22 protein-coding genes are annotated in these 20,850 nt (G+C 61.4%); 14 read left to right on the forward strand and 8 right to left on the reverse strand.

Features of this window, described 5'->3' with window-relative positions; all coding sequences use genetic code 11:
- Positions 1 to 35 precede the first annotated feature (35 nt).
- Entirely contained in the window at positions 36 to 1,661 is a 1,626-nt protein-coding gene (locus PSH86_RS23480) for a methyl-accepting chemotaxis protein (RefSeq protein WP_163857079.1), read from the reverse strand.
- A gap of 263 nt (positions 1,662 to 1,924) precedes the next feature.
- Between PSH86_RS23480 and PSH86_RS23485 the strand changes: the two genes are divergently transcribed.
- From PSH86_RS23485 to PSH86_RS23500, 4 genes are all read left to right on the forward strand, one after another.
- Positions 1,925 to 2,947 (forward strand): transporter, encoded by a 1,023-nt coding sequence (locus tag PSH86_RS23485; protein WP_305485250.1) that lies wholly within the window; start codon positions 1,925 to 1,927, stop codon positions 2,945 to 2,947.
- Positions 2,948 to 3,089: 142 nt separating this feature from the next.
- Positions 3,090 to 3,233: a hypothetical protein gene (locus PSH86_RS23490; RefSeq protein ID WP_162893862.1), complete on the forward strand. Its 144-nt coding sequence runs from the start codon at positions 3,090 to 3,092 to the stop codon at positions 3,231 to 3,233.
- 77 nt (positions 3,234 to 3,310) lie between these two features.
- Positions 3,311 to 3,505: a hypothetical protein gene (locus tag PSH86_RS23495; RefSeq protein ID WP_109753888.1), complete on the forward strand. Its 195-nt coding sequence runs from the start codon at positions 3,311 to 3,313 to the stop codon at positions 3,503 to 3,505.
- Positions 3,506 to 3,607: 102 nt separating this feature from the next.
- Positions 3,608 to 4,807 carry an MFS transporter gene (locus PSH86_RS23500; protein WP_116833299.1) on the forward strand — a complete coding sequence of 400 codons (1,200 nt, stop codon included), beginning with the start codon at positions 3,608 to 3,610 and terminating at the stop codon, positions 4,805 to 4,807.
- Here the strand turns inward: PSH86_RS23500 and arfB are convergent.
- Positions 4,804 to 5,217, reverse strand: a complete 414-nt coding sequence (gene arfB, locus PSH86_RS23505; RefSeq protein WP_025215135.1) for an alternative ribosome rescue aminoacyl-tRNA hydrolase ArfB — start codon at positions 5,215 to 5,217, stop codon at positions 4,804 to 4,806. The genes PSH86_RS23500 and arfB overlap by 4 nt on opposite strands.
- Before the next feature lie 111 nt (positions 5,218 to 5,328).
- Complete coding sequence (locus tag PSH86_RS23510) at positions 5,329 to 6,750, reverse strand: amino acid permease (protein ID WP_249015471.1); 1,422 nt, start codon at positions 6,748 to 6,750, stop codon at positions 5,329 to 5,331.
- Positions 6,751 to 7,396: 646 nt separating this feature from the next.
- On the opposite strand from PSH86_RS23510, the gene PSH86_RS23515 reads away from it, so the two are divergent.
- The gene (locus PSH86_RS23515) at positions 7,397 to 7,534 is read left to right on the forward strand and encodes a hypothetical protein (RefSeq protein WP_003178782.1); all 138 of its coding nucleotides are present in this window, start codon (positions 7,397 to 7,399) and stop codon (positions 7,532 to 7,534) included.
- 93 nt (positions 7,535 to 7,627) lie between these two features.
- Positions 7,628 to 8,593, forward strand: a complete 966-nt coding sequence (locus tag PSH86_RS23520; protein ID WP_305485257.1) for a leucyl aminopeptidase — start codon at positions 7,628 to 7,630, stop codon at positions 8,591 to 8,593.
- Positions 8,594 to 8,819: 226 nt separating this feature from the next.
- Here PSH86_RS23520 and rluB read toward each other — a convergent pair whose 3' ends face one another.
- From rluB to PSH86_RS23545, 5 genes are all read right to left on the reverse strand, one after another.
- Positions 8,820 to 10,055 carry a 23S rRNA pseudouridine(2605) synthase RluB gene (gene rluB, locus PSH86_RS23525; protein ID WP_109753884.1) on the reverse strand — a complete coding sequence of 412 codons (1,236 nt, stop codon included), beginning with the start codon at positions 10,053 to 10,055 and terminating at the stop codon, positions 8,820 to 8,822.
- 335 nt (positions 10,056 to 10,390) lie between these two features.
- The gene (gene scpB, locus PSH86_RS23530; RefSeq protein ID WP_305485261.1) at positions 10,391 to 11,368 is read right to left on the reverse strand and encodes an SMC-Scp complex subunit ScpB; all 978 of its coding nucleotides are present in this window, start codon (positions 11,366 to 11,368) and stop codon (positions 10,391 to 10,393) included.
- Between the two features lie 11 nt (positions 11,369 to 11,379).
- Positions 11,380 to 12,078 carry a ScpA family protein gene (locus PSH86_RS23535; RefSeq protein WP_165826070.1) on the reverse strand — a complete coding sequence of 233 codons (699 nt, stop codon included), beginning with the start codon at positions 12,076 to 12,078 and terminating at the stop codon, positions 11,380 to 11,382.
- A gap of 132 nt (positions 12,079 to 12,210) precedes the next feature.
- Positions 12,211 to 12,840 carry an L-threonylcarbamoyladenylate synthase gene (locus PSH86_RS23540; RefSeq protein ID WP_109753881.1) on the reverse strand — a complete coding sequence of 210 codons (630 nt, stop codon included), beginning with the start codon at positions 12,838 to 12,840 and terminating at the stop codon, positions 12,211 to 12,213.
- 13 nt (positions 12,841 to 12,853) lie between these two features.
- Complete coding sequence (locus PSH86_RS23545) at positions 12,854 to 13,717, reverse strand: PHP domain-containing protein (RefSeq protein WP_003204872.1); 864 nt, start codon at positions 13,715 to 13,717, stop codon at positions 12,854 to 12,856.
- Positions 13,718 to 13,804: 87 nt separating this feature from the next.
- Here PSH86_RS23545 and PSH86_RS23550 point away from each other — a divergent pair, with 87 nt between their 5' ends.
- The 8 genes from PSH86_RS23550 to PSH86_RS23585 all read left to right on the forward strand — a co-directional run bounded on the left by PSH86_RS23550 (position 13,805) and on the right by PSH86_RS23585 (position 20,848).
- A complete protein-coding gene (locus PSH86_RS23550; RefSeq protein ID WP_305485268.1) occupies positions 13,805 to 14,401 on the forward strand; it encodes a septation protein A in 597 nt (198 codons plus the stop codon).
- A 1-nt stretch (position 14,402) separates the two neighbouring features.
- Positions 14,403 to 14,702 (forward strand): YciI family protein, encoded by a 300-nt coding sequence (locus tag PSH86_RS23555; protein WP_109753878.1) that lies wholly within the window; start codon positions 14,403 to 14,405, stop codon positions 14,700 to 14,702.
- Between the two features lie 105 nt (positions 14,703 to 14,807).
- The gene (locus PSH86_RS23560; RefSeq protein WP_109753877.1) at positions 14,808 to 15,218 is read left to right on the forward strand and encodes a translation initiation factor 2; all 411 of its coding nucleotides are present in this window, start codon (positions 14,808 to 14,810) and stop codon (positions 15,216 to 15,218) included.
- A gap of 7 nt (positions 15,219 to 15,225) precedes the next feature.
- On the forward strand, positions 15,226 to 15,903 hold the full coding sequence (locus PSH86_RS23565; RefSeq protein WP_003178772.1) for a response regulator transcription factor: 678 nt from the start codon (positions 15,226 to 15,228) through the stop codon (positions 15,901 to 15,903).
- Positions 15,904 to 16,204: 301 nt separating this feature from the next.
- The gene (locus PSH86_RS23570; protein ID WP_109753875.1) at positions 16,205 to 16,642 is read left to right on the forward strand and encodes a Spy/CpxP family protein refolding chaperone; all 438 of its coding nucleotides are present in this window, start codon (positions 16,205 to 16,207) and stop codon (positions 16,640 to 16,642) included.
- Between the two features lie 66 nt (positions 16,643 to 16,708).
- Complete coding sequence (locus PSH86_RS23575; RefSeq protein ID WP_305485275.1) at positions 16,709 to 18,049, forward strand: HAMP domain-containing sensor histidine kinase; 1,341 nt, start codon at positions 16,709 to 16,711, stop codon at positions 18,047 to 18,049.
- A gap of 278 nt (positions 18,050 to 18,327) precedes the next feature.
- Positions 18,328 to 19,755 (forward strand): di-heme oxidoredictase family protein, encoded by a 1,428-nt coding sequence (locus tag PSH86_RS23580; RefSeq protein WP_109753873.1) that lies wholly within the window; start codon positions 18,328 to 18,330, stop codon positions 19,753 to 19,755.
- A gap of 28 nt (positions 19,756 to 19,783) precedes the next feature.
- Positions 19,784 to 20,848 (forward strand): imelysin family protein, encoded by a 1,065-nt coding sequence (locus PSH86_RS23585; protein ID WP_116833304.1) that lies wholly within the window; start codon positions 19,784 to 19,786, stop codon positions 20,846 to 20,848.
- Positions 20,849 to 20,850 lie beyond the last annotated feature (2 nt).

Below are 20,850 nucleotides of genomic sequence, written 5' to 3' on the forward strand. Positions count from 1 at the left end.
CTTTTGCGTTTATCGATAACTAACGCGAACTACCGTCAGGCACTCAACCGTGCCGTCACTTCATTCAACTGCCCCGACAAGCCATGCAGATCCCGACTGGCGGCTTCGGTGCGTTGCACATTGTCCAGGTTAGTGCTGGCTATGCAGGTGATTTCAGTCAGGTTGCGCGAAATGTCTTCGGCCACGGAAGTCTGCTCCTCGGCAGCGGTGGCGATCTGGCGGTTCATGTCGCGAATGGCTTCGACTGCCTGGGTGATGCGCTCGAGCATCGCACCGGCCTGGGTCACTTGCTCCACGCTTTCTTCGCTGCGGGACTGTCCACTCTCAATGGCGTGGGCCGCGTCCACCGCACCGGTTTGTACAGTCTGGATGATCTGGTTGATCTCGATGATCGACGACGCAGTGCGCTGGGCCAGGCTACGCACCTCATCGGCAACCACCGCGAAACCGCGTCCCGCCTCCCCGGCCCGCGCCGCTTCAATGGCAGCGTTGAGGGCCAGCAGGTTGGTCTGCTCGGCAATCCCGCGGATCACCTCCAGCACCTTGCCGATGCGCCCGCTGTCGGTTTCCAACTGACGGATGACCGTAGCCGTGTTGGCGATCTCACCGCGCATTTGGGTAATAGTGCGAATGGTCCCTTGCATGACCTGCTCGCCCTGTTGCGCCGATTGATCGGCATCATCGGCCGCCCGCGCCGCGTCGGCGGCATGGCGGGCCACTTCCTGGGCCGTGGCGGACATTTCGTTCATCGCCGTCGCCACCTGATCGGTGCGTTCGAATTGCTCGCTGGTGCCCTGGCTCATCAGGCTGGCGATGGCATTGAGCTCACCGCTGGCACTGTCCAGTTCCGTGGCACTGCGTTGCAGGCGGGTAAAGGTTTCGGCAAGGAAATCACGCAGTGTGTTGGCCGCTACCGCCAGATTGCCCAGTTCGTCCTGACGGTTGCTCGTCACACGTTCGGCGAAACGCCCATGACTGAGTCGGGTCACGTATTCGATCAGGTTACGGATCGGTTGAACCAGGTTGCGATTGACCAACCACAGGCTGAACAACCCAATCAACATGCCCGACACCAGCATGATCACCGTGCCGAGCATGATCGTGCGATCGGCACCGGCGCTGATCAGCATCGATTGCTCGGTGCCCAGCTTGCGCAGCTCCACCACCAGCGCACTCATTTGCTCACTGGCCGCACGGTCCACGCCCTTGACCGCCGCATCGCCCGCCGCTGGATCGCCACCGGAGGCGACAAAGGCATCACGGCCCTTTTGGTAAGCCGCGCCCAACTGACGATGCTCATCGCGCAGGGCCTCGATACGCGTCTTGACGGGTGCCGGCACACCAGCACGCCCGATCAATTCGCCGAGGATGCCTTGGACATCACGCTGACGCTCCTCGAACTGCTTCCAGTATTTATCCAGATCCGCCGGTTGCTTGCCGCGCAGCAGGACGTTTTTCCATTCCTGCACCTGCACCTTGAACTGCAGGTTGGCCTCATCGATCAACTGCGAGGCACGCAACGGACCCTCGATCAAGTTGTGATAGTTCTGGACACCGTTGGAAAGGAAATGAAAGGACGCCAGGGCGATCAGCAACATCGCCAACAGGCTGCCGCTCAACAGGGCAAGGATCTGGGCTCTGAGGGATTTCTGTAAAAACATGGGGAGCAATCTCTAAGCAGCGAAAAGAACAGGAACGATGTCCCGACCTCCATGTCCGCAACACACCGCGTCGCAACCCGAATACGGGGGGATATGTACAAGCCATCGGCCTGTCTGGGGCACGCTTGAGCCTTGGCGACCACCGGTAGGGCCAGTTGGGCGGTGCCCATGGAATCGTCACAAAACTTTCAAGAAAGCTTGCGATGATGCCTACAAGTGAACCTGTGGCCGCTGCGACAGGCACTTCCCGCCAGCGAGACTTCATGAACCACAGCATCGACCAAAGCCATCGCGATCCGGACCTGTTCGGCCTGCTTTACGGGTTTCGTTTTCGACCTGGCGAACGTGGCCGGGAGATCGATTCGGCCCAGGCCCTGCAAAGCCTGCAACACCCGCAAGACGCCGATGAATTCCTCTGGCTGCACCTGAACCTGGCTCATGCCGCATGCGAGCGTTGGATGAAAAATCACCTGGCCCTGCCTCAGGAGTTTTTCGAAGCCTTGCACGAAGGTTCACGCTCGACCCGCATCGAGCATGTCGACTCGGCGTTGCTGGCCGTGGTGAACGACGTCGTGTTCAACCTCAGCAACCTGGTGTCCTCGGATGTCTCCACATTGTGGGTGTGCGTGCACAGCCGATTGCTTGTCAGCGCACGCTTGCAGCCCCTGCACTCGGTCGACAAGCTGCGCTCGTCGGTCAAGGCCGGAGAGCGCTTTCGCTCGCCCGTGGAGTTACTCGTGCACTTGCTGCGCGACCAGGGCGAGGTGCTGACCCAGATCGTGCGCAAGACCAGCCTCAGCGTCGACCTGGTCGAAGATCAGTTGCTGTCCTCGCGGCTGTCCACCAACCGCGCCGAGCTGGGCAGCAACCGCCGGGTACTGGTGCGCCTGCAACGCTTGCTGGCCCTGGAGCCGGGTTCGTTGCTGCGCCTGCTCAACCGCCCGCCGCAATGGTTGCAGAAAGAAGACGTCAAGGAACTGCGCAAATCCACCGAGGAATTCGCCCTGATCATCAACGACCTCACCGCGTTGAGCGAACGGATCAAGCTGTTGCAGGAAGAAATCGCCGCCAACCTCAACGAACAAAGCAACCGCACCCTGTTCACCCTGACAGTGGTCACAGTGTTGGCGTTGCCCATCAACATCATTGCCGGGTTCTTTGGCATGAACGTCGGTGGCGTGCCGCTTGCCGGTGATCCCGAAGGCTTCTGGATCCTGGTGGCGCTGGTGGCGACCTTCACGTTGATTGCTGGCCGCTGGGCCTTTCGCAAGCGCCGCGACTATTGAACATGACCTGTCCAGACAACCCCTTTTGTCGGCACAACGGGATTTAAAAGTCTTTTTGTCATTTCTCCTGGGGTATCCTGCCCAGGCTTTTTAAAAGCGCGGATCTACCAGATCTATCAACAGACTTTGCGAGGAGCGCGATATGCACGAGATCCCTAATCTCCCCTTCCCAAGCCTGCACGACACTGAGCAGACGACCACGCTACAAGCCGGGGGGCAACCAGACGCCCAGCAACCCGAGCCGAAAGAAGCCACTGAACGCCGCCAGGCCGACAGCGAAGACTGATTCACCCGCACCACCAGACCGTGTGGAAAGCGCTAATATGCGCTTTCCACACTGCCTGAATCCCGAGCCCCCGCACCATGACCGATGACACCCCGACCTTCAGCGAAGCCCAGGCCAGCGTACTGATCGGCACCGCCGAGAAAATGGTCGAGATCTGGACACGCCTTTCTCCCGAGAAACAAGCTGCCCTGCTGGCTCGTTTCGGCACCGAAGAAAACGCCCTCGCCGCGCTGGTCACCACGCACCTGGTCGCCGGACAAAACGATCGCTGAGCAACCATTGGGCAAATAGTTTTACTTTTCCAAGACCAGCCACCACGCTCGCCGTTATCATAAGCAGCCTATCTATCCTGCTGCTCCGTGGACCTTTTCCTCATGTCAGATTCCCAGCGCCCCCTGGCGGTCACGCTGCAAGTCGTCTCCATCGTCCTGTTCACATTCATTGGCTACCTGAACATCGGTATTCCCCTGGCCGTGTTACCTGGATATGTCCACGGCGAGCTGGGTTTCGGCGCGGTGATCGCCGGGCTGGTGATCAGCGTGCAGTACCTGGCCACCCTGCTCAGCCGTCCTTATGCAGGAAAGATCATCGACAACCTGGGGAGCAAGCGTGCGGTCATGTTCGGCCTCGCCGGCTGCGGTCTGAGCGGTGTGTTCATGCTGGTGTCTGCCTGGACGCCCCATCTGCCAGTGTTCAGCCTGATCAGCCTGTTGATCGGTCGCCTGGTGCTGGGCAGCGCGGAAAGCCTGGTGGGCTCCGGTTCGATTGGCTGGGGCATTGGCCGGGTCGGCGCGGCGAATACCGCGAAGGTGATTTCCTGGAACGGCATCGCCAGCTACGGCGCGCTGGCAATTGGCGCGCCGCTGGGTGTGTGGCTGGTCAATGCGTTGGGACTGTGGAGCATGGGCGTCAGTATTATCTTGTTGGGCTTGCTGGGCTTGGCACTTGCCTGGCGCAAAACCGCCGCGCCCATCGTCGCAGGCGAGCGCCTGCCGTTCATGCACGTGCTGGGACGCGTCCTGCCCCACGGCTGTGGCCTGGCCCTGGGCTCCATCGGATTTGGCACCATCGCCACGTTCATCACCCTGTATTACGCAACGCAGCACTGGGACAACGCGGTGCTGTGCCTGAGCCTGTTCGGCGCCAGCTTCATCGGCGCGCGTTTGCTCTTTGGCAACCTGATCAACCGCCTGGGCGGCTTTCGCGTGGCGATTGCCTGCCTGTCGGTGGAAACCCTGGGGTTGTTGCTGCTGTGGCTCGCTCCGGATGCCCATTGGGCCTTGGCGGGCGCGGCGTTGAGCGGCTTCGGTTTTTCCCTGGTGTTTCCGGCGCTGGGCGTGGAAGCGGTCAACCTGGTGCCGGCCTCCAGCCGTGGCGCGGCGGTGGGCGCTTATTCGCTGTTCATTGACTTGTCGTTGGGGATCACCGGGCCATTGGCTGGCGCGATTGCAGCAGGTTTTGGCTTTGCCTCGATCTTCTTGTTCGCCGCACTGGCGGCCCTGGGTGGCCTGGCATTGAGCATCTACCTGTACCGACAGGCGCCAAAGCATCGCCAGGAGCGGGAAAGAAACTAGAAATCCACTTTGCCGCGCCCGGCCTTGATCGAACCGCGCTTGGTCTTGGATTCCAGGCGACGCTTTTTCGAACCCAGGGTCGGCTTGGTCGGGCGGCGTTTCTTTTCGACCTTGGTGGCGCTGAGGATCAGTTCGACCAGACGCTCCAGGGCATCGGCCCGGTTCTGTTCCTGCGTGCGATATTGCTGTGCCTTGATGATCAGCACACCGTCGCTGGTGATGCGGCTGTCGCGCAGGGCCAGCAGCCGCTCCTTGTAGAATTCAGGCAGCGACGAGGCCGGAATGTCGAAGCGCAAGTGCACGGCGCTGGAAACCTTGTTGACGTTCTGCCCACCTGCACCCTGGGCACGGATGGCCGTCAGCTCGATCTCGGCGTCGGGGATGTGCACGGTGTTGGAAATCGCCAGCATGGAAAGCGTCCGGTATCAGGCCCCACAGGATACCGCGAATCCCCCGGACAACACCTTCCCCTAAAACAACAAACCCGGCGCTCGGCCGGGTTTGTTGTTTTAGGGGGTCGCTTACTTGGCGGCAGCCACCACAGCCAGTTCATGCCGGGCACTGCGCTTGTTCTTGATGACGTAGCACCCCCACATGAACACCACCCACACCGGAATCGCATAGACCGAAATCTGGATGCCGGGGATCAGCAACATTACGCCGAGGATGAACACCACGAACGCCAGGCAAATGAAGTTGCCGTACGGATACCACAGCGCCTTGAACAGCGGTGTCTGGCGGGTCTGGTTCATGTGCTGGCGGAACTTGAAGTGCGAGTAGCTGATCATCGCCCAGTTGATCACCAGGGTCGCGACCACCAGCGACATCAGCAACTCCAACGCATGTTGCGGGATCAGGTAGTTCAGCAACACCGCCACCAGCGTCACGGCCGCCGAGGCGAGGATCGAACGCACTGGCACGCCGCGCTTGTCGATCTTGGCCAAGGCCTTGGGCGCATCGCCCTGCTCGGCCATGCCCAGCAGCATGCGGCTGTTGCAATAGGTGCCGCTGTTGTACACCGACAGCGCGGCGGTCAGCACGACGAAGTTGAGGATGTGCGCGGCGGTGTTGCTGCCCAGCATCGAGAACACCTGCACGAACGGGCTGCCGCTGTAGGCATCGCCGGAAGCGTTGAGGGTGGTCAGCAGGCTGTCCCAAGGGGTCAGGGACAGCAGCACCACGAGTGCGCCGATATAGAAAATCAGGATCCGGTAGATCACCTGGTTGATGGCCTTGGGGATCACGGTTTTCGGCTTGTCGGCCTCGGCGGCGGTGAAACCGAGCATTTCCAGGCCACCGAAGGAGAACATGATGATCGCCATGGCCATCACCAACCCGCTCACGCCGTTGGGGAAGAATCCACCGTGGGACCACAGGTTGGTCACCGACGCTTGCGGGCCGCCATGGCCACTGACCAGCAGGTAGCTGCCCAGGGCAATCATGCCGACAATCGCCACGACCTTGATGATCGCGAACCAGAATTCGGCTTCGCCAAAGACTTTGACGTTGGCCAGGTTGATGGCGTTGATCAGCACGAAAAACGCGGCAGCCGAGGCCCAGGTCGGAATGTCCGGCGCCCAGTAGTGGATGTACTTGCCGACCGCCGTCAGCTCGGACATGCCCACCAGGATGTAGAGGATCCAGCAGTTCCAGCCCGACAGGAAACCGGCGAAACCACCCCAGTACTTGTGGGCAAAGTGACTGAAGGAACCGGCCACGGGCTCTTCGACGATCATTTCACCCAGCTGGCGCATGATCATGAAAGCGATGAGACCACAAATGGCGTAGCCGAGGATCATCGATGGGCCGGCCGATTTCAGTACGCCCGCCGAACCGAGGAACAGGCCGGTACCGATCGCGCCGCCGAGGGCGATCAGTTGAATGTGGCGATTTTTCAGGCCGCGCTTCAGCTCGCCTGAATGCGTATTTTCTACAACGGTCATGCGTCACCTATTTGTTTTTATCTGTGACGAAATCGAACCCGACACGCTCGTGGCGTGGCGGAGTGAACAAGGCGGATAACCTTGAAAATGCGTGGGTACGCGAAGGGTCACAGTAAAACGCGGCGCATTGTACACCGCTGCCCCACTGCGACCAGACACCCGCGCATCCCGTACTTCAGGTCTGCCGCGCATCTGACCCGTCCCGCTGGTTTGAAACAAGCGCTGCGAAGTGTCGGAAACCCCGTCAAACCGACCTCTTTGGCAGCTTTTTCTTACAGCGCAGCCAAACTCCGGTTCAACCCGGCTTGATAGGCAAAAATCGTCAGCATTTCTTTACAAGACGTAACGCAAACTTTCCATGTGGGATTTTTCTGTAAGCCGACTGCAAATTGACGGTAGCTAGCTACCTAAGCAAAAAACTACACAGCCAACTGTTTTTGAATGAGTAATTTTTACGGCGAAAATGGAACAAAAAGTTCAAACGAAAAAATAAAATTATTTTTTTGCAATCCAAAAAACCCTCGACTAGGTTTTCAGCGACTTGCCAAGGCATCGTGCCGACAAGTTCTGCGGTGCCGTTGCCGGCCTGTTTCCACTCGCCGAATCGAGCCGCTAATTTCCGTAAAAGTCATCTAGGAGATTCACTATGCAAGCACTGGACAAAGACTTGGAAACCGAACTGCAACTGGACGAATGGTTTGAAGCCCCAACCCATGAAGCCGCCGTTGAAATGATGCAAGCCGACGCCGTCGTTCCATTCGGCACGGCGATGTGGCCTCTGTAGGCATCGCCCGGCGGAGGCGATCCGGCCGGTCGACTCCGCCACTATTTGCCGGTTGTCAGGGAAGTTAAATGAACTTGTCAGGGAAGAATAAGCATGGACACACAACGAGCCATCTCACATTTCCTTTACTACCTCGAACACCATCCCGCACTGGCCGGCATCCAGCCCGCCAAGGTGCTGCTCGGCCATACAGCTGACTACGAAGTGCTGACCGGCGCCATCGCCGAACAGGCTGGCAGCTGTTCGCCCTTCCGGTTCAGTGCCATGCGCCTGGACCTTGAATCCACGGAACGCCTGTCCAAGGCCATTGCCGACAGCGATCTGTATATTTTCTTCTACGACTCCTCCACCCTGCCCAACCCTCGACCCGACGGCCCGGACTTTGTCCGCGCACTGCAAGGCGTGATGGCCGAAAACTGGAAGAAATCGCTACTGTTCAAGGATTACGGCGACTATTTCTACGACACTTTCAGCGTGATTCCCCAGCGTATCGCCGGGCTCAACAGTCACCTGATCCGGCGCATGTCCCAAGCGACGACCCTGAGCTTCCAGGATGACCTCGGTTCGTATTTCGACACAGCCCTGGGCAGCGTGAAGAAATGGACCGACATCAACGGCCTCGGCAACTACGACCTGGCCCCCGGCGAAATCGCCACCCACAGCGACACCATCAATGGCCGGGTGAAATTCGTCGGCACATTCCTGAGCACCATCCCGTTCGCACGCAAATACGGTGTGCTGCAATCGCCGCTGGAGCTGTGGATCGAAGACTCCACCATCCAGAAAATCGCCACCGACGTTCCGGGTTTGGAGCACGACTTCAACAAGTACCTGGACGCCAATCCATCCAACCGTCGCATCGAAGAACTGGGAATCGGCACCAACGAAGGGGTCAAGAGCCTGTACGCCCGCAATGCCGGCTTCGAGGAGCGCCATTGCGGCCTGCACCTGGGGCTTGGTGGCGGGGCCAAGGGTAGCCATCACCTGGATCTGATTTTCGAGGCTGGCGTGTTGGCCCTGGATAATGAGCCGATGTTTGATGGGCGGTTTGTGTTGTAGGCTGAGTTTAATGGTGGTGCTACTGACGCCATCGCGAGCAGGCTCGCTCCCACAGTTGATCTTCAGTGAATGGGGATACGAGCTCGGCGCCGTCTCATTGTGGGAGCGAGCCTGCTCGCGATGGCGGACTTATTAATACCGCATCACTAAAAGTCAGGTAAAAAAAACGGCAACCCAATGGTTGCCGTTTTTTCTTGCCGCGAGCAGCTAGAAACTTACCGCTGCCTCACTCAGGCTTGCGACGCCCAAACCCCGGACGTTGCCCCGAACCCGCCGGTGCCCCGCGGCGCTTGCCCGATGGCGCGTCGCGGTCGACCAGGACGATACCCGGGCGCTTTTTCGGCGCCGGCTTGGCCGGGCGCTTGGTGTCGGCCGGGCGATCGGCCACTGGCGTACCACGACCGGCTGGAGCACCGCGACCTTCACCGCGTTCAGTCCGGCCATTGGCCGGGCGTGGCGTGCGCGGGCCGCGTTCGCCGTCCTGACGTGGCGCCGGCTTGCGGGCCGGGCGTTCACCTTCGATCTGCGGCTCGCGGGAAGGACGCGGGCCGGTCGGCGCACCTTCAGCAGCCGGACGCAGCGTACGCACGCGCTCGGTCTTGCCCATCGGACGCGAAGACTTACGCTGCATCCGCTCCAGCTTGTCCTTGCTCTTGGCGGTCATCTGCGGCATCGCCACCGGCTTGAGGCCCACTTCGGCGGCCAGGATGTCGACTTCGTACTGGCTCATTTCACGCCAGCGGCCCATCGGCAGGTCGGAGTTGAGGAACACCGGGCCGAAACGCACGCGCTTCAAACGGCTGACCACCAACCCCTGGGATTCCCACAGGCGACGCACTTCACGGTTACGGCCTTCCATCACCACGCAGTGGTACCAGTGGTTGAAACCTTCACCGCCGGGCGCCTGCTTGATGTCGGTGAAACGCGCCGGGCCATCTTCCAGCACGACGCCGGCCTTGAGGCGCTCGATCATCTCGTCGTCGACTTCGCCACGTACGCGCACGGCGTATTCGCGGTCCATCTCGTAGGATGGGTGCATCAAACGGTTGGCCAGCTCACCGTCGGTGGTGAACATCAGCAAACCGGTGGTGTTGATGTCCAGGCGACCGATGTTGATCCAGCGGCCTTCTTTCGGACGTGGCATCTTGTCGAACACGGTCGGACGGCCTTCCGGGTCGTCACGGGTGCAGATCTCGCCGTCGGGCTTGTTGTACATGATCACGCGGCGCACCGTTTCGGCGGCCTCTTCACGCTTGATCACCTTGCCATCGATGGTGATGGCATCGTGCATGTCGACACGCAGGCCCAAGGTGGCATCTTTGCCGTTGACCTTGATCCGGCCCTGGGTGATCCAGGCTTCCACGTCGCGGCGCGAACCGACGCCGATACGGGCGAGGACTTTTTGCAGCTTCTCGCCTGCTGGGCCGATTTCCTGGCTGTCGTTCTGGTCTTGGTCTTTCATTCTGGGCACCTCCCGGTGTGGTCGGGCCAGGCACGCGGCCTGACACTTTGAAAACGGGTCTTCGACGAAGGGATCGCCAAAGGGTCGCGAATCATACGCTCGTTGCGGCGATTGCGCATCAAAGACTAGTTGATCGACGCGCGCTCAGCGTTTTTCCGCCGACCGGTGGCTTCCCGTTTGGTGGGGACTTAATGAAGCCCCCTGTGGAGCCGAGCTTGCTCGCGATGGCGGCGGGTCAGCCTGCATTGATGCTGAATGTTACTCCGTCATCGCGAGCAAGCTCAGCTCCCACAGGGAACGGAGGTGGATCAGCCAGCGTTTCCAAACCAGTTGAATCAGTCGTCGAACTGGCGCCGTTCGTTTTCGATCGCTTCAGCCAGGGCGCGAGCTTCGGCCTCTTCGTCGCTCAGTTCGGGTTCCGGCGGCTGGAGGGCGGCGACAGCGGCCAGCAGTTTTTCCCGAGCTTCGGCGACGCCGAGGATGTCTTCTTCCGGTTCCGGTTCCGGTTCCGGTTCCGATTCCGCTTCTGGCTCTGGTGCAGGCCCCGCCGGGCTATCGGGCTCCGCCAACTCATCCGACTCGCCCTCGAGGCCAGGACCTTCACGCAGCAAGTCGTCGAAATCGGTCTTGAGCCCCTCCTCCATGGTGTCCAGCTCCAGCAACAATGAGTGGAAACTGGTCTCTTCCTTGGGCTCCTCCGGCTCCGCACTGGCGTCGGCCAGCTCCTGTAGGCCCTGGGGTACCGGGACGTCGTCGAACTCCAGCATCGGTTCGGGCTCCAGCTCCCGCAGTTCGGCCAGCGGCGGCAAGTCGTCCAGGTTCTTCAGGTTGAAGTGGTCGAGAAAAGCCTTGGTGGTGGCGAACATCGCCGGTTTGCCCGGTACATCACGATAGCCGACGACGCGGATCCACTCGCGCTCCAGCAGCGTCTTGACGATATGACTGTTGACCGCCACGCCCCGCACATCTTCGATCTCGCCCCGAGTGATCGGCTGGCGATAGGCAATCAATGCCATGGTTTCGAGCATGGCGCGAGAATAACGCTGCGGCCGCTCTTCCCACAGGCGCCCGACCCAGGGCGCGAACTTCTCGCGGATCTGCAGGCGATAACCGGACGCCACTTCCTTGAGCTCGAAAGCCCGCCCCTCGCAGGATTTACCCAAGAGTGTCAGGGCTTTCTTGAACACGGCCGGATCAGGCCGCTCGCCTTCTTCGAAGAGTTCGAACAGCTTTTCCATCGATTGCGGCTTTCCCGAGGCCAACAGGAAAGCTTCAAGCAAGGGGGCCAGCTCGCGGGGTTCAGTCAGATTCATTGATTTGCTCGTTATTCGGCTCGTGCCCGCACGTGGATCGCTGCGAACGGCTCATTCTGCACCAGCTCGACCAAGGATTCCTTGACCAATTCCAGGACCGCCATAAACGTCACCACCACCCCCAAGCGCCCTTCCTCGGCGGTGAACAACTCGACGAACGGCACGAAGCCGCCGCCCTTGAGCCGCTCCAGCACATCGCTCATGCGCTCGCGGGTGGACAGCGCTTCACGGCTGACCTGATGACTTTCAAACATATCGCCCCGGCGCAGGACCTCGGCCATGGACATCAGCAACTCTTCCAGGCTCACATCCGGTAGCAACTTGCGCGCCCGCGCCTCGGGGGCATCGAGCTTGGGCACCACCACATCGCGCCCGACCCGGTTCAAACCATCAAGGCCTTCGGCGGCGACCTTGAAGCGCTCGTACTCCTGCAAGCGACGGATCAGCTCGGCGCGCGGGTCGTCTTCTTCCGCTTCGACCTCGGCCGAACGTGGCAGCAGCATCCGCGACTTGATCTCGGCCAGCATGGCCGCCATCACCAGGTACTCCGCCGCCAGTTCCAGGCGCACCGACTGCATCAACTCGACGTAGCCCATGTACTGGCGGGTGATTTCCGCCACGGGGATGTCGAGGATATTGATGTTCTGTTTGCGGATCAGGTACAGCAGCAGGTCGAGCGGGCCCTCGAAGGCTTCGAGGAACACTTCCAGCGCATCCGGCGGAATGTACAGGTCCAGGGGCATTTCCATGACCGCCTGGCCGTAGACCATGGCGAACGGCAGTTCCTGCTGCGCGCCGGCCTGGCTGTCTGCACTGTCCACGACGGTTTCCACGGCGGACATTCAGGCCTCGACCATGAACGGCGTCGGATCGCCACAACCAACGCGCACCACCTGGGGCTCGCCATCGGCCAGGTTGATCACCGTGGACGCCGACATGCCGCCGAAACCACCGTCGATGATCAGGTCCACCTGGTGCTCGAGTATCTGGCGCATCTCATAGGGATCGGTCAACGGCTCGGTCTCGCCAGGCATGATCAACGTCACGCTCATCAGCGGCTCGCCCAGCTCCGCCAGCAGCGCCAGGGCGATGGGATGGCTAGGCACCCGCAGGCCGATGGTGCGCTTTTTCGGGTGCAGCAACAGCCGCGGGACTTCCCGGGTGGCGTTGAGAATGAAGGTATACGGCCCTGGCAAATGGGCCTTGAGCAGGCGGAAGGTGCCGGTGTCGATCTTGGCGAACAGGCCCAACTGCGACAGGTCGCTGCAGATCAACGCAAAGTTGTGCTTGTCGTCCAGTTGACGCAGGCGTCTTACTCGCTCCACGGCATTCTTGTCACCGATCTGGCAACCAATGGCGTAGGCGGAATCGGTGGGATAGATCACCACACCTCCGCCACGGATGATTTCCACAGCCTGTTTGATCAGGCGCGCTTGCGGGTTTTCCGGATGAATCTGGAAAAATTGACTCACGTGTTCTACCTGTTCAGACGGCGGCGGTAACGGGATCATGTTTGAATCTACACCATAGTGGTGGCAGATCTTCCGGCAACGGGCGGTATTCGCCAATCTCGGACCAGCCCCCAGGGCCATGGAAATCACTGCCGGCGGTGACCAGCAGACCGAACTCACGGGCCAGGATCGCCAGGCTGCCGACCTGCTCGGCAGGCTGATGGCCGTTGACCACCTCGATGGCATGGCCCCCTGCTTGAATATAGTCGGCGACCAGGCGACGGCGCTTGCTGCGGGTGAAATCATAGTGCCAAGGATGTGCCAGGCTGACCCAGGCGCCAGCGGCCCGCAGGGTCTCGACGGTTTCTTCCAGGGTCGGCCAGTGCTGCTTGACGTCCCCCAGCTTGCCGGCGCCCAACCATTTGCGGAACGCTTCGGCGCGATCCTTGACGAAGCCTTCGCGCACCATCCAGTCGGCAAAGTGTGGCCGGGCCGGTGCGTTGCCGCTATCGCCCAGTTCCTGCTGGATCTGTCGGGCGCCGTCCAGCGCACCGGGCATGCCCTTGAGGGCCAGCTTGCGGCTGATCTCCTCGGAACGCAGCCAGCGCCCGTCGCGCAGTTGTGCGATGGCCTGGACCAACGCTGGCGCATTCACATCGAAACCGTAGCCCAGCACATGGATGGTCGCCCCACCCCAGGTGCAGGACAGCTCGACCCCATTGACCAGCTGCATGCCCAGCGCCGTGGCGGCGCTGCGGGCCTCGTCGAGGCCTTCGAGGGTGTCGTGATCGGTCAGGGCCAGGACTCGCACGCCGTGCTCGAACGCCCGCGCCACCAGAACCGCAGGCGCCAGGGCGCCATCGGAGGCCGTGCTATGGCAGTGCAAATCAACATTCACGAGAGTTTGTTACCTCAAATCAGCTGGCCCTATCGCGGCCAAGGATGTTTGTTATTATGCCGCCACATCCTGCTTCTGGCTGCCACTGTGAAACAATTCATCGACTTCATCCCGCTCCTGCTGTTTTTCATCGTCTACAAACTTGATCCCCGGACCGTCGACTTCGCCGGTCATTCCTTGACTGTAGGCGGTATTTACAGCGCCACCGCGGTGCTGATCATCAGTTCCCTGGTGGTCTACGGTGCATTGTTCGTATCCCAGCGCAAACTGGAGAAGAGCCAGTGGCTGACGCTGATCGCCTGCCTTGTATTCGGCAGTCTGACCCTGGCCTTCCACAGCGAAACCTTCCTCAAATGGAAAGCTCCGGTGGTCAACTGGCTGTTCGCCCTGGCCTTTATCGGCAGCCACTTCGTCGGTGACCGCCTGCTGATCAAGCGCATCATGGGCCATGCCGTGAGCCTGCCGGACCTGATCTGGACCCGGCTGAACATCGCCTGGATCGCTTTTTTCCTGTTCTGCGGCGCTGCCAACCTGTTCGTGGCGTTCACGTTCCAGGACTACTGGGTCGACTTCAAGGTCTTCGGTAGCCTGGGCATGACGCTGTTGTTCCTGATTGGCCAGGGTATCTACCTGTCCCGTCACCTGCACGATGCAGACCCCACCACGCCAAAAACCGAGGACTGACATGCTCTATGCAATCATTGCTACCGACGTCGCCAACTCCCTGGAAAAACGCCAGGCCGCTCGTCCCGCGCACTTGGAGCGCCTGCAAAAACTCCAGGCCGAAGGCCGCGTCGTGCTGGCCGGCCCGCACCCGGCGGTGGACAGCAATGACCCGGGCGCCGCAGGTTTCAGTGGCAGCCTGATGGTAGTCGAGTTCGACTCCCTGGCTGCGGCACAAGCCTGGGCCGAGGCCGACCCGTTCGTTGCAGCCGGCGTCTACGCCAATGTCGTGGTCAAGCCATTCAAGCAGTCCATGCCGTAACCCCCTGACGCGATGAGCCTTCGCGGCTCATTGCGCTCAATTGCTCATTTTTCTCGTTTGCCTGCCGACAACCTGTCCAATCTCGATTGGAATTCAGGAGTTGCAATGCGCAAAGGTCCGTTGTGCCTGTTATTGGTCACATTGGCGGTCGGGGCACCCGCCCATGGCGAGGAGAGCACCGATGCCAATCATTCGACCCCCTTGTCCCTGAGCGCCGGCGGCCAGATCGCCGAACTGCAGCAACGCTTGAAAGACAGCGAACGCCAGCGCGAAGAACTGAGCAAACAATTGCAAAGCGCCGACAGCGAACGCGAGAGCGCATTGCTGGCCCGGCTGCGCCAGGAGAACCAGCGCCTGAAGCTGCAACTCAAGGAAGCCCAGGCAAGCCCCCTGCCTCGCCTGTTGACCGATCAACAGCAATGGTTTGTCATTGGCGCCGGGGTAGCGCTATTGGCCCTGCTCTGCGGTATCTTTGCCAGCGGTGGACGTAGACAACGTCGGCAATGGCTAAATTGAGTGAGTCATGAGCGAGCTGTTACTGATAGACGATGACCAGGAGCTGTGCGAGCTCCTCGTAAGTTGGTTGAGCCAGGAAGGTTTTCAGGTTCGCGCCTGCCACGACGGCCAGAGTGCCCGCAAGGCCCTGGCCGAAACCGCCCCGGCGGCGGTGGTATTGGATGTGATGCTGCCCGACGGCAGCGGCCTGGAACTGCTCAAGCAACTGCGCAACGATCACCCGGAGCTGCCGGTGCTGATGCTCTCGGCCCGTGGCGAACCGCTGGACCGCATCCTTGGCCTCGAACTGGGGGCCGACGATTACCTGGCCAAACCCTGCGACCCACGAGAACTGACCGCCCGCCTGCGCGCCGTGTTGCGCCGCAGCCACCCGGCGGCGGTGTCCAGCCAGATCGAACTGGGTGACCTGACCTTCAGCCCGGTGCGTGGTGTGGTCAGCATCGATGAACAGGAACAGACCCTCACCGTGTCCGAAAGCCGCCTGCTCGAAGCGTTGCTCAAGCAGCCGGGCGAACCCCTGGACAAGCAGGAACTGGCGCAGATCGCCCTGGGCCGCAAGCTGACCCTGTACGACCGCAGCCTCGACATGCACGTGAGCAACCTGCGCAAGAAAATCGGCCCCCACCCCGACGGCCGCCCGCGCATCGTGGCCCTGCGTAGCCGTGGCTATTACTACAGCCTCTAGAGATTGTGGCTGCTATTACAGCCCTAGAGGCTGTGAGCACTGTTACAGCCCCTAGAGGCTTTTGTGGCGAGGGAGCTTGCTCCCGCTCGGTTGCGCAGCAACCGCAAAAGCTTGGGGCCGCTGCGCAGCCCAGCGGGAGCAAGCTCCCTCGCCACAGGGTGTTGTGTCCCCCTGCAGATTTGTCAGCTCCACACCAAATCGTCTTTACCCAAGCTTTACCCACCCCTGACCGCCGCTGACCTTGATCTCCGTAATCTGCACACATCCGGAACTGACCGGGAATGAGACAAGGAGATACCCCATGCGCAAGACCCTTATCGCTCTGATGTTCGCTGCCGCCCTGCCCACCGTCGCCATGGCCATGCCTGGAGACGCCGGCCCGATGGGTCCGATGGATGGCCCGCGTCACGGCGGCATGATGCACGACAAAGGTCCGTTCAGCGAACTGAACCTGAGCCGTGAACAACGCCAGCAGATCCGCCAGATCATGGGCGAACAGCGCCACGAACGCCGCGAGTTGGTAGAGAAATACCTGGCCAAACTGTCACCAGCCGACCAGAAAGCCATGCAAGATGAAATGGAAGCGCGGCACCAGAAAGTCGACGCCCAGATCCGCAGCTTGCTCAAGCCTGAACAGCAAAAAGAGTTCGACGCGATCCAGAAGAAGCAAGCCGAGCGTCGCGCCGAGTGGGCCGAGTTCAAGGCCTGGAAAGCGCAACAGCCGCAAAAAGCGCAATAATGCACTGAAGCTCCCCAGCCCAACGGCAGATCGCCGTTGGGCTTTCTTTGTTTTCGAGGATTGACCGTGCGTTCATTGTTCTGGCGCATCCTGGCCAGTTTCTGGCTGGCCATCGCCCTGGTTGCAGGACTTTCGATCCTGATGGGCCACATGTTGAACCAGGACGCCTGGATCCTCAGCCGCCACCCGGGCCTCAATACCCTGCCCGAAGAGTGGACACAAACCTACGAAAGCCAGGGCGAGGACGCGGCGCAGGACATCCTGCAACAGCGCAAGCGCCAGTATCACATCGATGTCCAGGTGTTCAACGAAAGCGGCGACCCGGTGGTACGCGGCACCTTCCCCCATCGCGCCGCGGCCTTCGAAGCTCGACAGAATGACAACGACCGACGCCTGCCCTGGCGGCGACTGACCGACGAATTCACCAGCGCCAAAACCGGCGACACTTACCTGTTCATCTACCGCATTCCCCATCCCGAACTGGACGCCTGGCACCGCGACAGCCTGCTCTGGCCCCTCAGTGCACTGGGGATCGCGCTGGTGGTACTGACCCTGTTCAGTCTGCTGGTGACGCTCTCCATCACTCGCCCGCTGAGCCGTCTGCGCGGCGCGGTGCATGACCTGGGCCAAGCCGCCTATCAGCAGAACAGCCTCGCCAAACTGGCCAATCGGCGGGACGAGTTCGGCGTACTGGCCACCGACTTCAACCGCATGGGCGCACGCCTGCAAAGCTTGATCGGGAGCCAACGGCAACTGCTGCGAGACGTGTCCCACGAACTGCGCTCCCCCCTGGCCCGGCTGCGCATTGCCCTGGCATTGGCTGAACGGGCCAGCCCCGAGGAGCGCGAGAAACTCTGGCCGCGTCTGACCCGCGAATGCGATCGCCTGGAAGCGCTGATCAGCGAAATCCTGGTGTTGGCCCGGGTCGATGCCGACAACGCCAGCGCCGAAGAGGTGGAACTCAACGGCTTGCTGGTTACCCTGCAAAAAGATGCGCAACTGGCTTCACCGGAACAAACCGTGCACCTCGAAACCGAGGCAGACCTGACCCTCAAGGGCTGGCCGACCATGATTGAGCGGGCGGTGGACAACCTGCTGCGCAACGCCCAGCGCTTCAATCCCGCCGGGCAACCCATCGAGATGCGCGCGCTGCGCCAGGGCGAACGGATCCTGATCAGCGTGCGCGACCACGGCCCTGGCGTGGAGGCCGCGCACCTGGGGCAATTGGGCGAACCGTTCTTCCGCGCCCCCGGCCAGACCGCCGCCGGCCATGGCCTGGGCCTGGCGATCGCCCGCCGTGCCGCCGAACGTCATGGCGGCGCGCTGGTGCTGGACAATCATTCCCAAGGCGGTTTCATTGCGACACTGGAGTTGCCGTTGGTACCGGGAGCGGTTGTCCAACCATAACTCCGCAGATGAAAGCCAGTCCCACTGTGGGAGCAAAGCTTGCTCGCGAAACAGGCGCCTCAATTTCTGATAGACCGCATCGCCTTCATCGCGGCAAGCCTTGCTCCCAACATAGCGGTATAACTTTGCTCATCACAACGGATCCTTGAGTGAGCAGTACTTTCCTCTCTCACATCGAAGCGGCTCTCCAACCAACCAAACGATAATTCCTCTTATTCAAACAGCCCCGCCCTGTTAGACTTTGCGCCCTCGTTTTCACTCATTTCCCAGGTCGCCCGATGCCGTCGTTGCCTCTTCGTTTATGTGCACTGTTCATGGCCCTGGGCCTGAGTGCCTGCGATGATGCCCCGCGTTTTACCCAGGCCGAACCGGGTGAAGCCCGCTCCGGTGGCGCCGCGACGGTACGCAAGAGCGATCAGAACGCCTTCTCCCTGCCCTCGGCCAACCTGCCGCCCTCACGACGCGTGGACTTCAGCGTCGGCAACAGTTTCTTCCGCAGCCCCTGGGTGATCGCCCCCTCGACCACCACCGCCCGGGACGGCCTCGGGCCCTTGTTCAACACCAACGCCTGCCAGAACTGCCATATCAAGGACGGTCGCGGCCACCCGCCAGCGCCGGACGCGACCAGCGCGGTATCGATGCTGGTACGCCTGTCGATTCCCGATGCGCCGCCTTACGCCAAGCTCATCGAACAATTGGGCGTGGTGCCGGAACCGGTCTACGGTGGGCAGTTGCAGGACATGTCCGTGCCCGGCGTCGCCCCCGAAGGCAAGGTGCGGGTCGATTACACGCCGGTCCCGGTGCGCTTCAAGGACGGCACCGTCGTGGAACTGCGCAAGCCGAACCTGCAGATCACCCAACTGGCCTATGGGCCAATGCACCCGGACACACGTTTTTCCGCCCGCGTCGCCCCGCCGATGATCGGCCTGGGGTTGCTCGAGGCCATTCCCGACGAAGCCATCCTGGCCAACGCCGAGGCCCAGGCCCGGGAGAAAAACGGCATCGCCGGACGTCCCAACCAGGTCTGGGACGATGCCCAGCAAAAAACCGTCCTGGGACGGTTCGGCTGGAAGGCCGGACAGCCCAATCTCAACCAACAGAACGTCCACGCGTTCTCCGGCGACATGGGCCTGACCACCAGCCTGCGACCGTTCGACGATTGCACCGAGAGCCAAGTCGACTGCAAGCGGGCGCCCAGCGGCAACGGCCCGGACGGCGAACCGGAAGTCAGCGACAACATCCTGCGACTGGTGCTGTTCTATAGCCGCAACCTCGCCGTACCGGCACGCCGCGAGGTGAACTCGCCCCAGGTGCTGGCGGGCAAGAATCTGTTTTTCCAGGCCGGTTGCCAGTCCTGCCACACACCGAAATACACCACCTCCGCCAACGCTGCCGAACCGGAGCTGGCAAGCCAGGTCATCCGCCCCTACACCGACCTGCTGCTGCACGACATGGGCGAAGGCCTGGCCGACAACCGCAGCGAATTCAAGGCCAGCGGCCGTGACTGGCGAACCCCGCCGCTATGGGGCATCGGCCTGACCGAAACCGTCAACGGCCACACCCAGTTCCTGCATGACGGTCGCGCCCGTGACTTGCTCGAAGCCGTGCTATGGCATGGCGGCGAAGCACAAGCGGCGCAGCGCCAGGTTTTATCGTTCAATGCCGAGCAGCGCGCCGCGTTGCTGGCCTTTCTGAATTCCCTTTAAACGCCTTTTCCAGAAGTGGGAGCACGACATGTTCCGTCCCAAGCTGTTGTTCACCAGCCTCGCCGCCATCGCCCTTGGCGCCTGCTCGCCCCAGGATCCGCAAGCCGTCACCTCGGCCGCCATCGCCAAGCAAGTGATCCTGCCGACCTACAGCCGCTGGGTCGATGCCGACCGGCAACTGGCGAGCAGCGCCCTGGCGTTCTGCCAAGGCAAGGAAAACCTGGAAACTGCCCGCGCCGACTTCCTCAAGGCGCAAAAAGCCTGGGCCGAGCTGCAACCACTGCTGATCGGTCCGCTGGCCGAGGGCAACCGCGCCTGGCAGGTGCAGTTCTGGCCGGACAAGAAAAACCTGGTGGGCCGCCAGGTCGAGCAACTGGTCAACAGCGAGCCACAGATCGACGCCGCCGGCCTGGCCAAGTCCAGCGTCGTGGTCCAGGGCCTCTCGGCCTATGAATACCTGCTGTTCGACGCCAAGATCGACATGGCCGACAGTGCGCAAAAAGCCAAGTACTGCCCACTGCTCACCGCCATCGGCGAACGCCAGAAACAACTGGCCGAAGAGATCCTGTCGCGCTGGAACACCAACGACGGCATGCTCGCCCAGATGAGCAAGTTCCCCAACCAGCGCTACGCCGATTCTCACGAGGCCATCGCCGACCTGCTGCGTGTGCAGGTCACCGCCCTGGACACGCTGAAGAAGAAGCTCGGCACGCCGATGGGCCGCCAGAGCAAAGGCGTACCCCAACCGTTCCAGGCCGATGCCTGGCGCAGCCAGTCGTCGTTGCAAGGCCTGGAGGCCAGCCTGAGCGCGGCCAGGACCGTCTGGGCCGGCGTGGACAACAAGGGCCTGCGCGGCCTGCTGCCAAGCGACCAGAAGCCACTGGCCGACAAGATCGATGCCGCCTACGATGCCTCGTTGAAATTGTTCGCCAGCAGCCAGCGCTCGTTGACCGAAATGCTCAACGACGATGCCGGGCGCCAGCAACTCAACGATTTGTATGACAGCCTCAACGTCGTCCATCGCCTGCACGAAGGCGAACTGGCCAAGGCGCTGGGCATTCAACTGGGCTTCAACGCCAACGACGGTGACTGATC

This window comes from Pseudomonas sp. FP2300 (assembly GCF_030687595.1).
GTDB classification, from domain to species: domain Bacteria; phylum Pseudomonadota; class Gammaproteobacteria; order Pseudomonadales; family Pseudomonadaceae; genus Aquipseudomonas; species Aquipseudomonas bijieensis.

Bases quoted from the DNA above. Each gene is read 5' to 3' on its own strand.
- PSH86_RS23480 (WP_163857079.1), bottom strand. From the start codon at position 1,661: ATGTTTTTACAGAAATCCCTCAGAGCCCAGATCCTTGCCCTGTTGAGC.
- PSH86_RS23485 (WP_305485250.1), top strand. From the start codon at position 1,925: ATGAACCACAGCATCGACCAAAGCCATCGCGATCCGGACCTGTTCGGC.
- PSH86_RS23490 (WP_162893862.1), top strand. From the start codon at position 3,090: ATGCACGAGATCCCTAATCTCCCCTTCCCAAGCCTGCACGACACTGAG.
- PSH86_RS23495 (WP_109753888.1), top strand. From the start codon at position 3,311: ATGACCGATGACACCCCGACCTTCAGCGAAGCCCAGGCCAGCGTACTG.
- PSH86_RS23500 (WP_116833299.1), top strand. From the start codon at position 3,608: ATGTCAGATTCCCAGCGCCCCCTGGCGGTCACGCTGCAAGTCGTCTCC.
- arfB (WP_025215135.1), bottom strand. From the start codon at position 5,217: ATGCTGGCGATTTCCAACACCGTGCACATCCCCGACGCCGAGATCGAG.
- PSH86_RS23510 (WP_249015471.1), bottom strand. From the start codon at position 6,750: ATGACCGTTGTAGAAAATACGCATTCAGGCGAGCTGAAGCGCGGCCTG.
- PSH86_RS23515 (WP_003178782.1), top strand. From the start codon at position 7,397: ATGCAAGCACTGGACAAAGACTTGGAAACCGAACTGCAACTGGACGAA.
- PSH86_RS23520 (WP_305485257.1), top strand. From the start codon at position 7,628: ATGGACACACAACGAGCCATCTCACATTTCCTTTACTACCTCGAACAC.
- rluB (WP_109753884.1), bottom strand. From the start codon at position 10,055: ATGAAAGACCAAGACCAGAACGACAGCCAGGAAATCGGCCCAGCAGGC.
- scpB (WP_305485261.1), bottom strand. From the start codon at position 11,368: ATGAATCTGACTGAACCCCGCGAGCTGGCCCCCTTGCTTGAAGCTTTC.
- PSH86_RS23555 (WP_109753878.1), top strand. From the start codon at position 14,403: ATGCTCTATGCAATCATTGCTACCGACGTCGCCAACTCCCTGGAAAAA.
- PSH86_RS23560 (WP_109753877.1), top strand. From the start codon at position 14,808: ATGCGCAAAGGTCCGTTGTGCCTGTTATTGGTCACATTGGCGGTCGGG.
- PSH86_RS23565 (WP_003178772.1), top strand. From the start codon at position 15,226: ATGAGCGAGCTGTTACTGATAGACGATGACCAGGAGCTGTGCGAGCTC.
- PSH86_RS23570 (WP_109753875.1), top strand. From the start codon at position 16,205: ATGCGCAAGACCCTTATCGCTCTGATGTTCGCTGCCGCCCTGCCCACC.
- PSH86_RS23580 (WP_109753873.1), top strand. From the start codon at position 18,328: ATGCCGTCGTTGCCTCTTCGTTTATGTGCACTGTTCATGGCCCTGGGC.
- PSH86_RS23585 (WP_116833304.1), top strand. From the start codon at position 19,784: ATGTTCCGTCCCAAGCTGTTGTTCACCAGCCTCGCCGCCATCGCCCTT.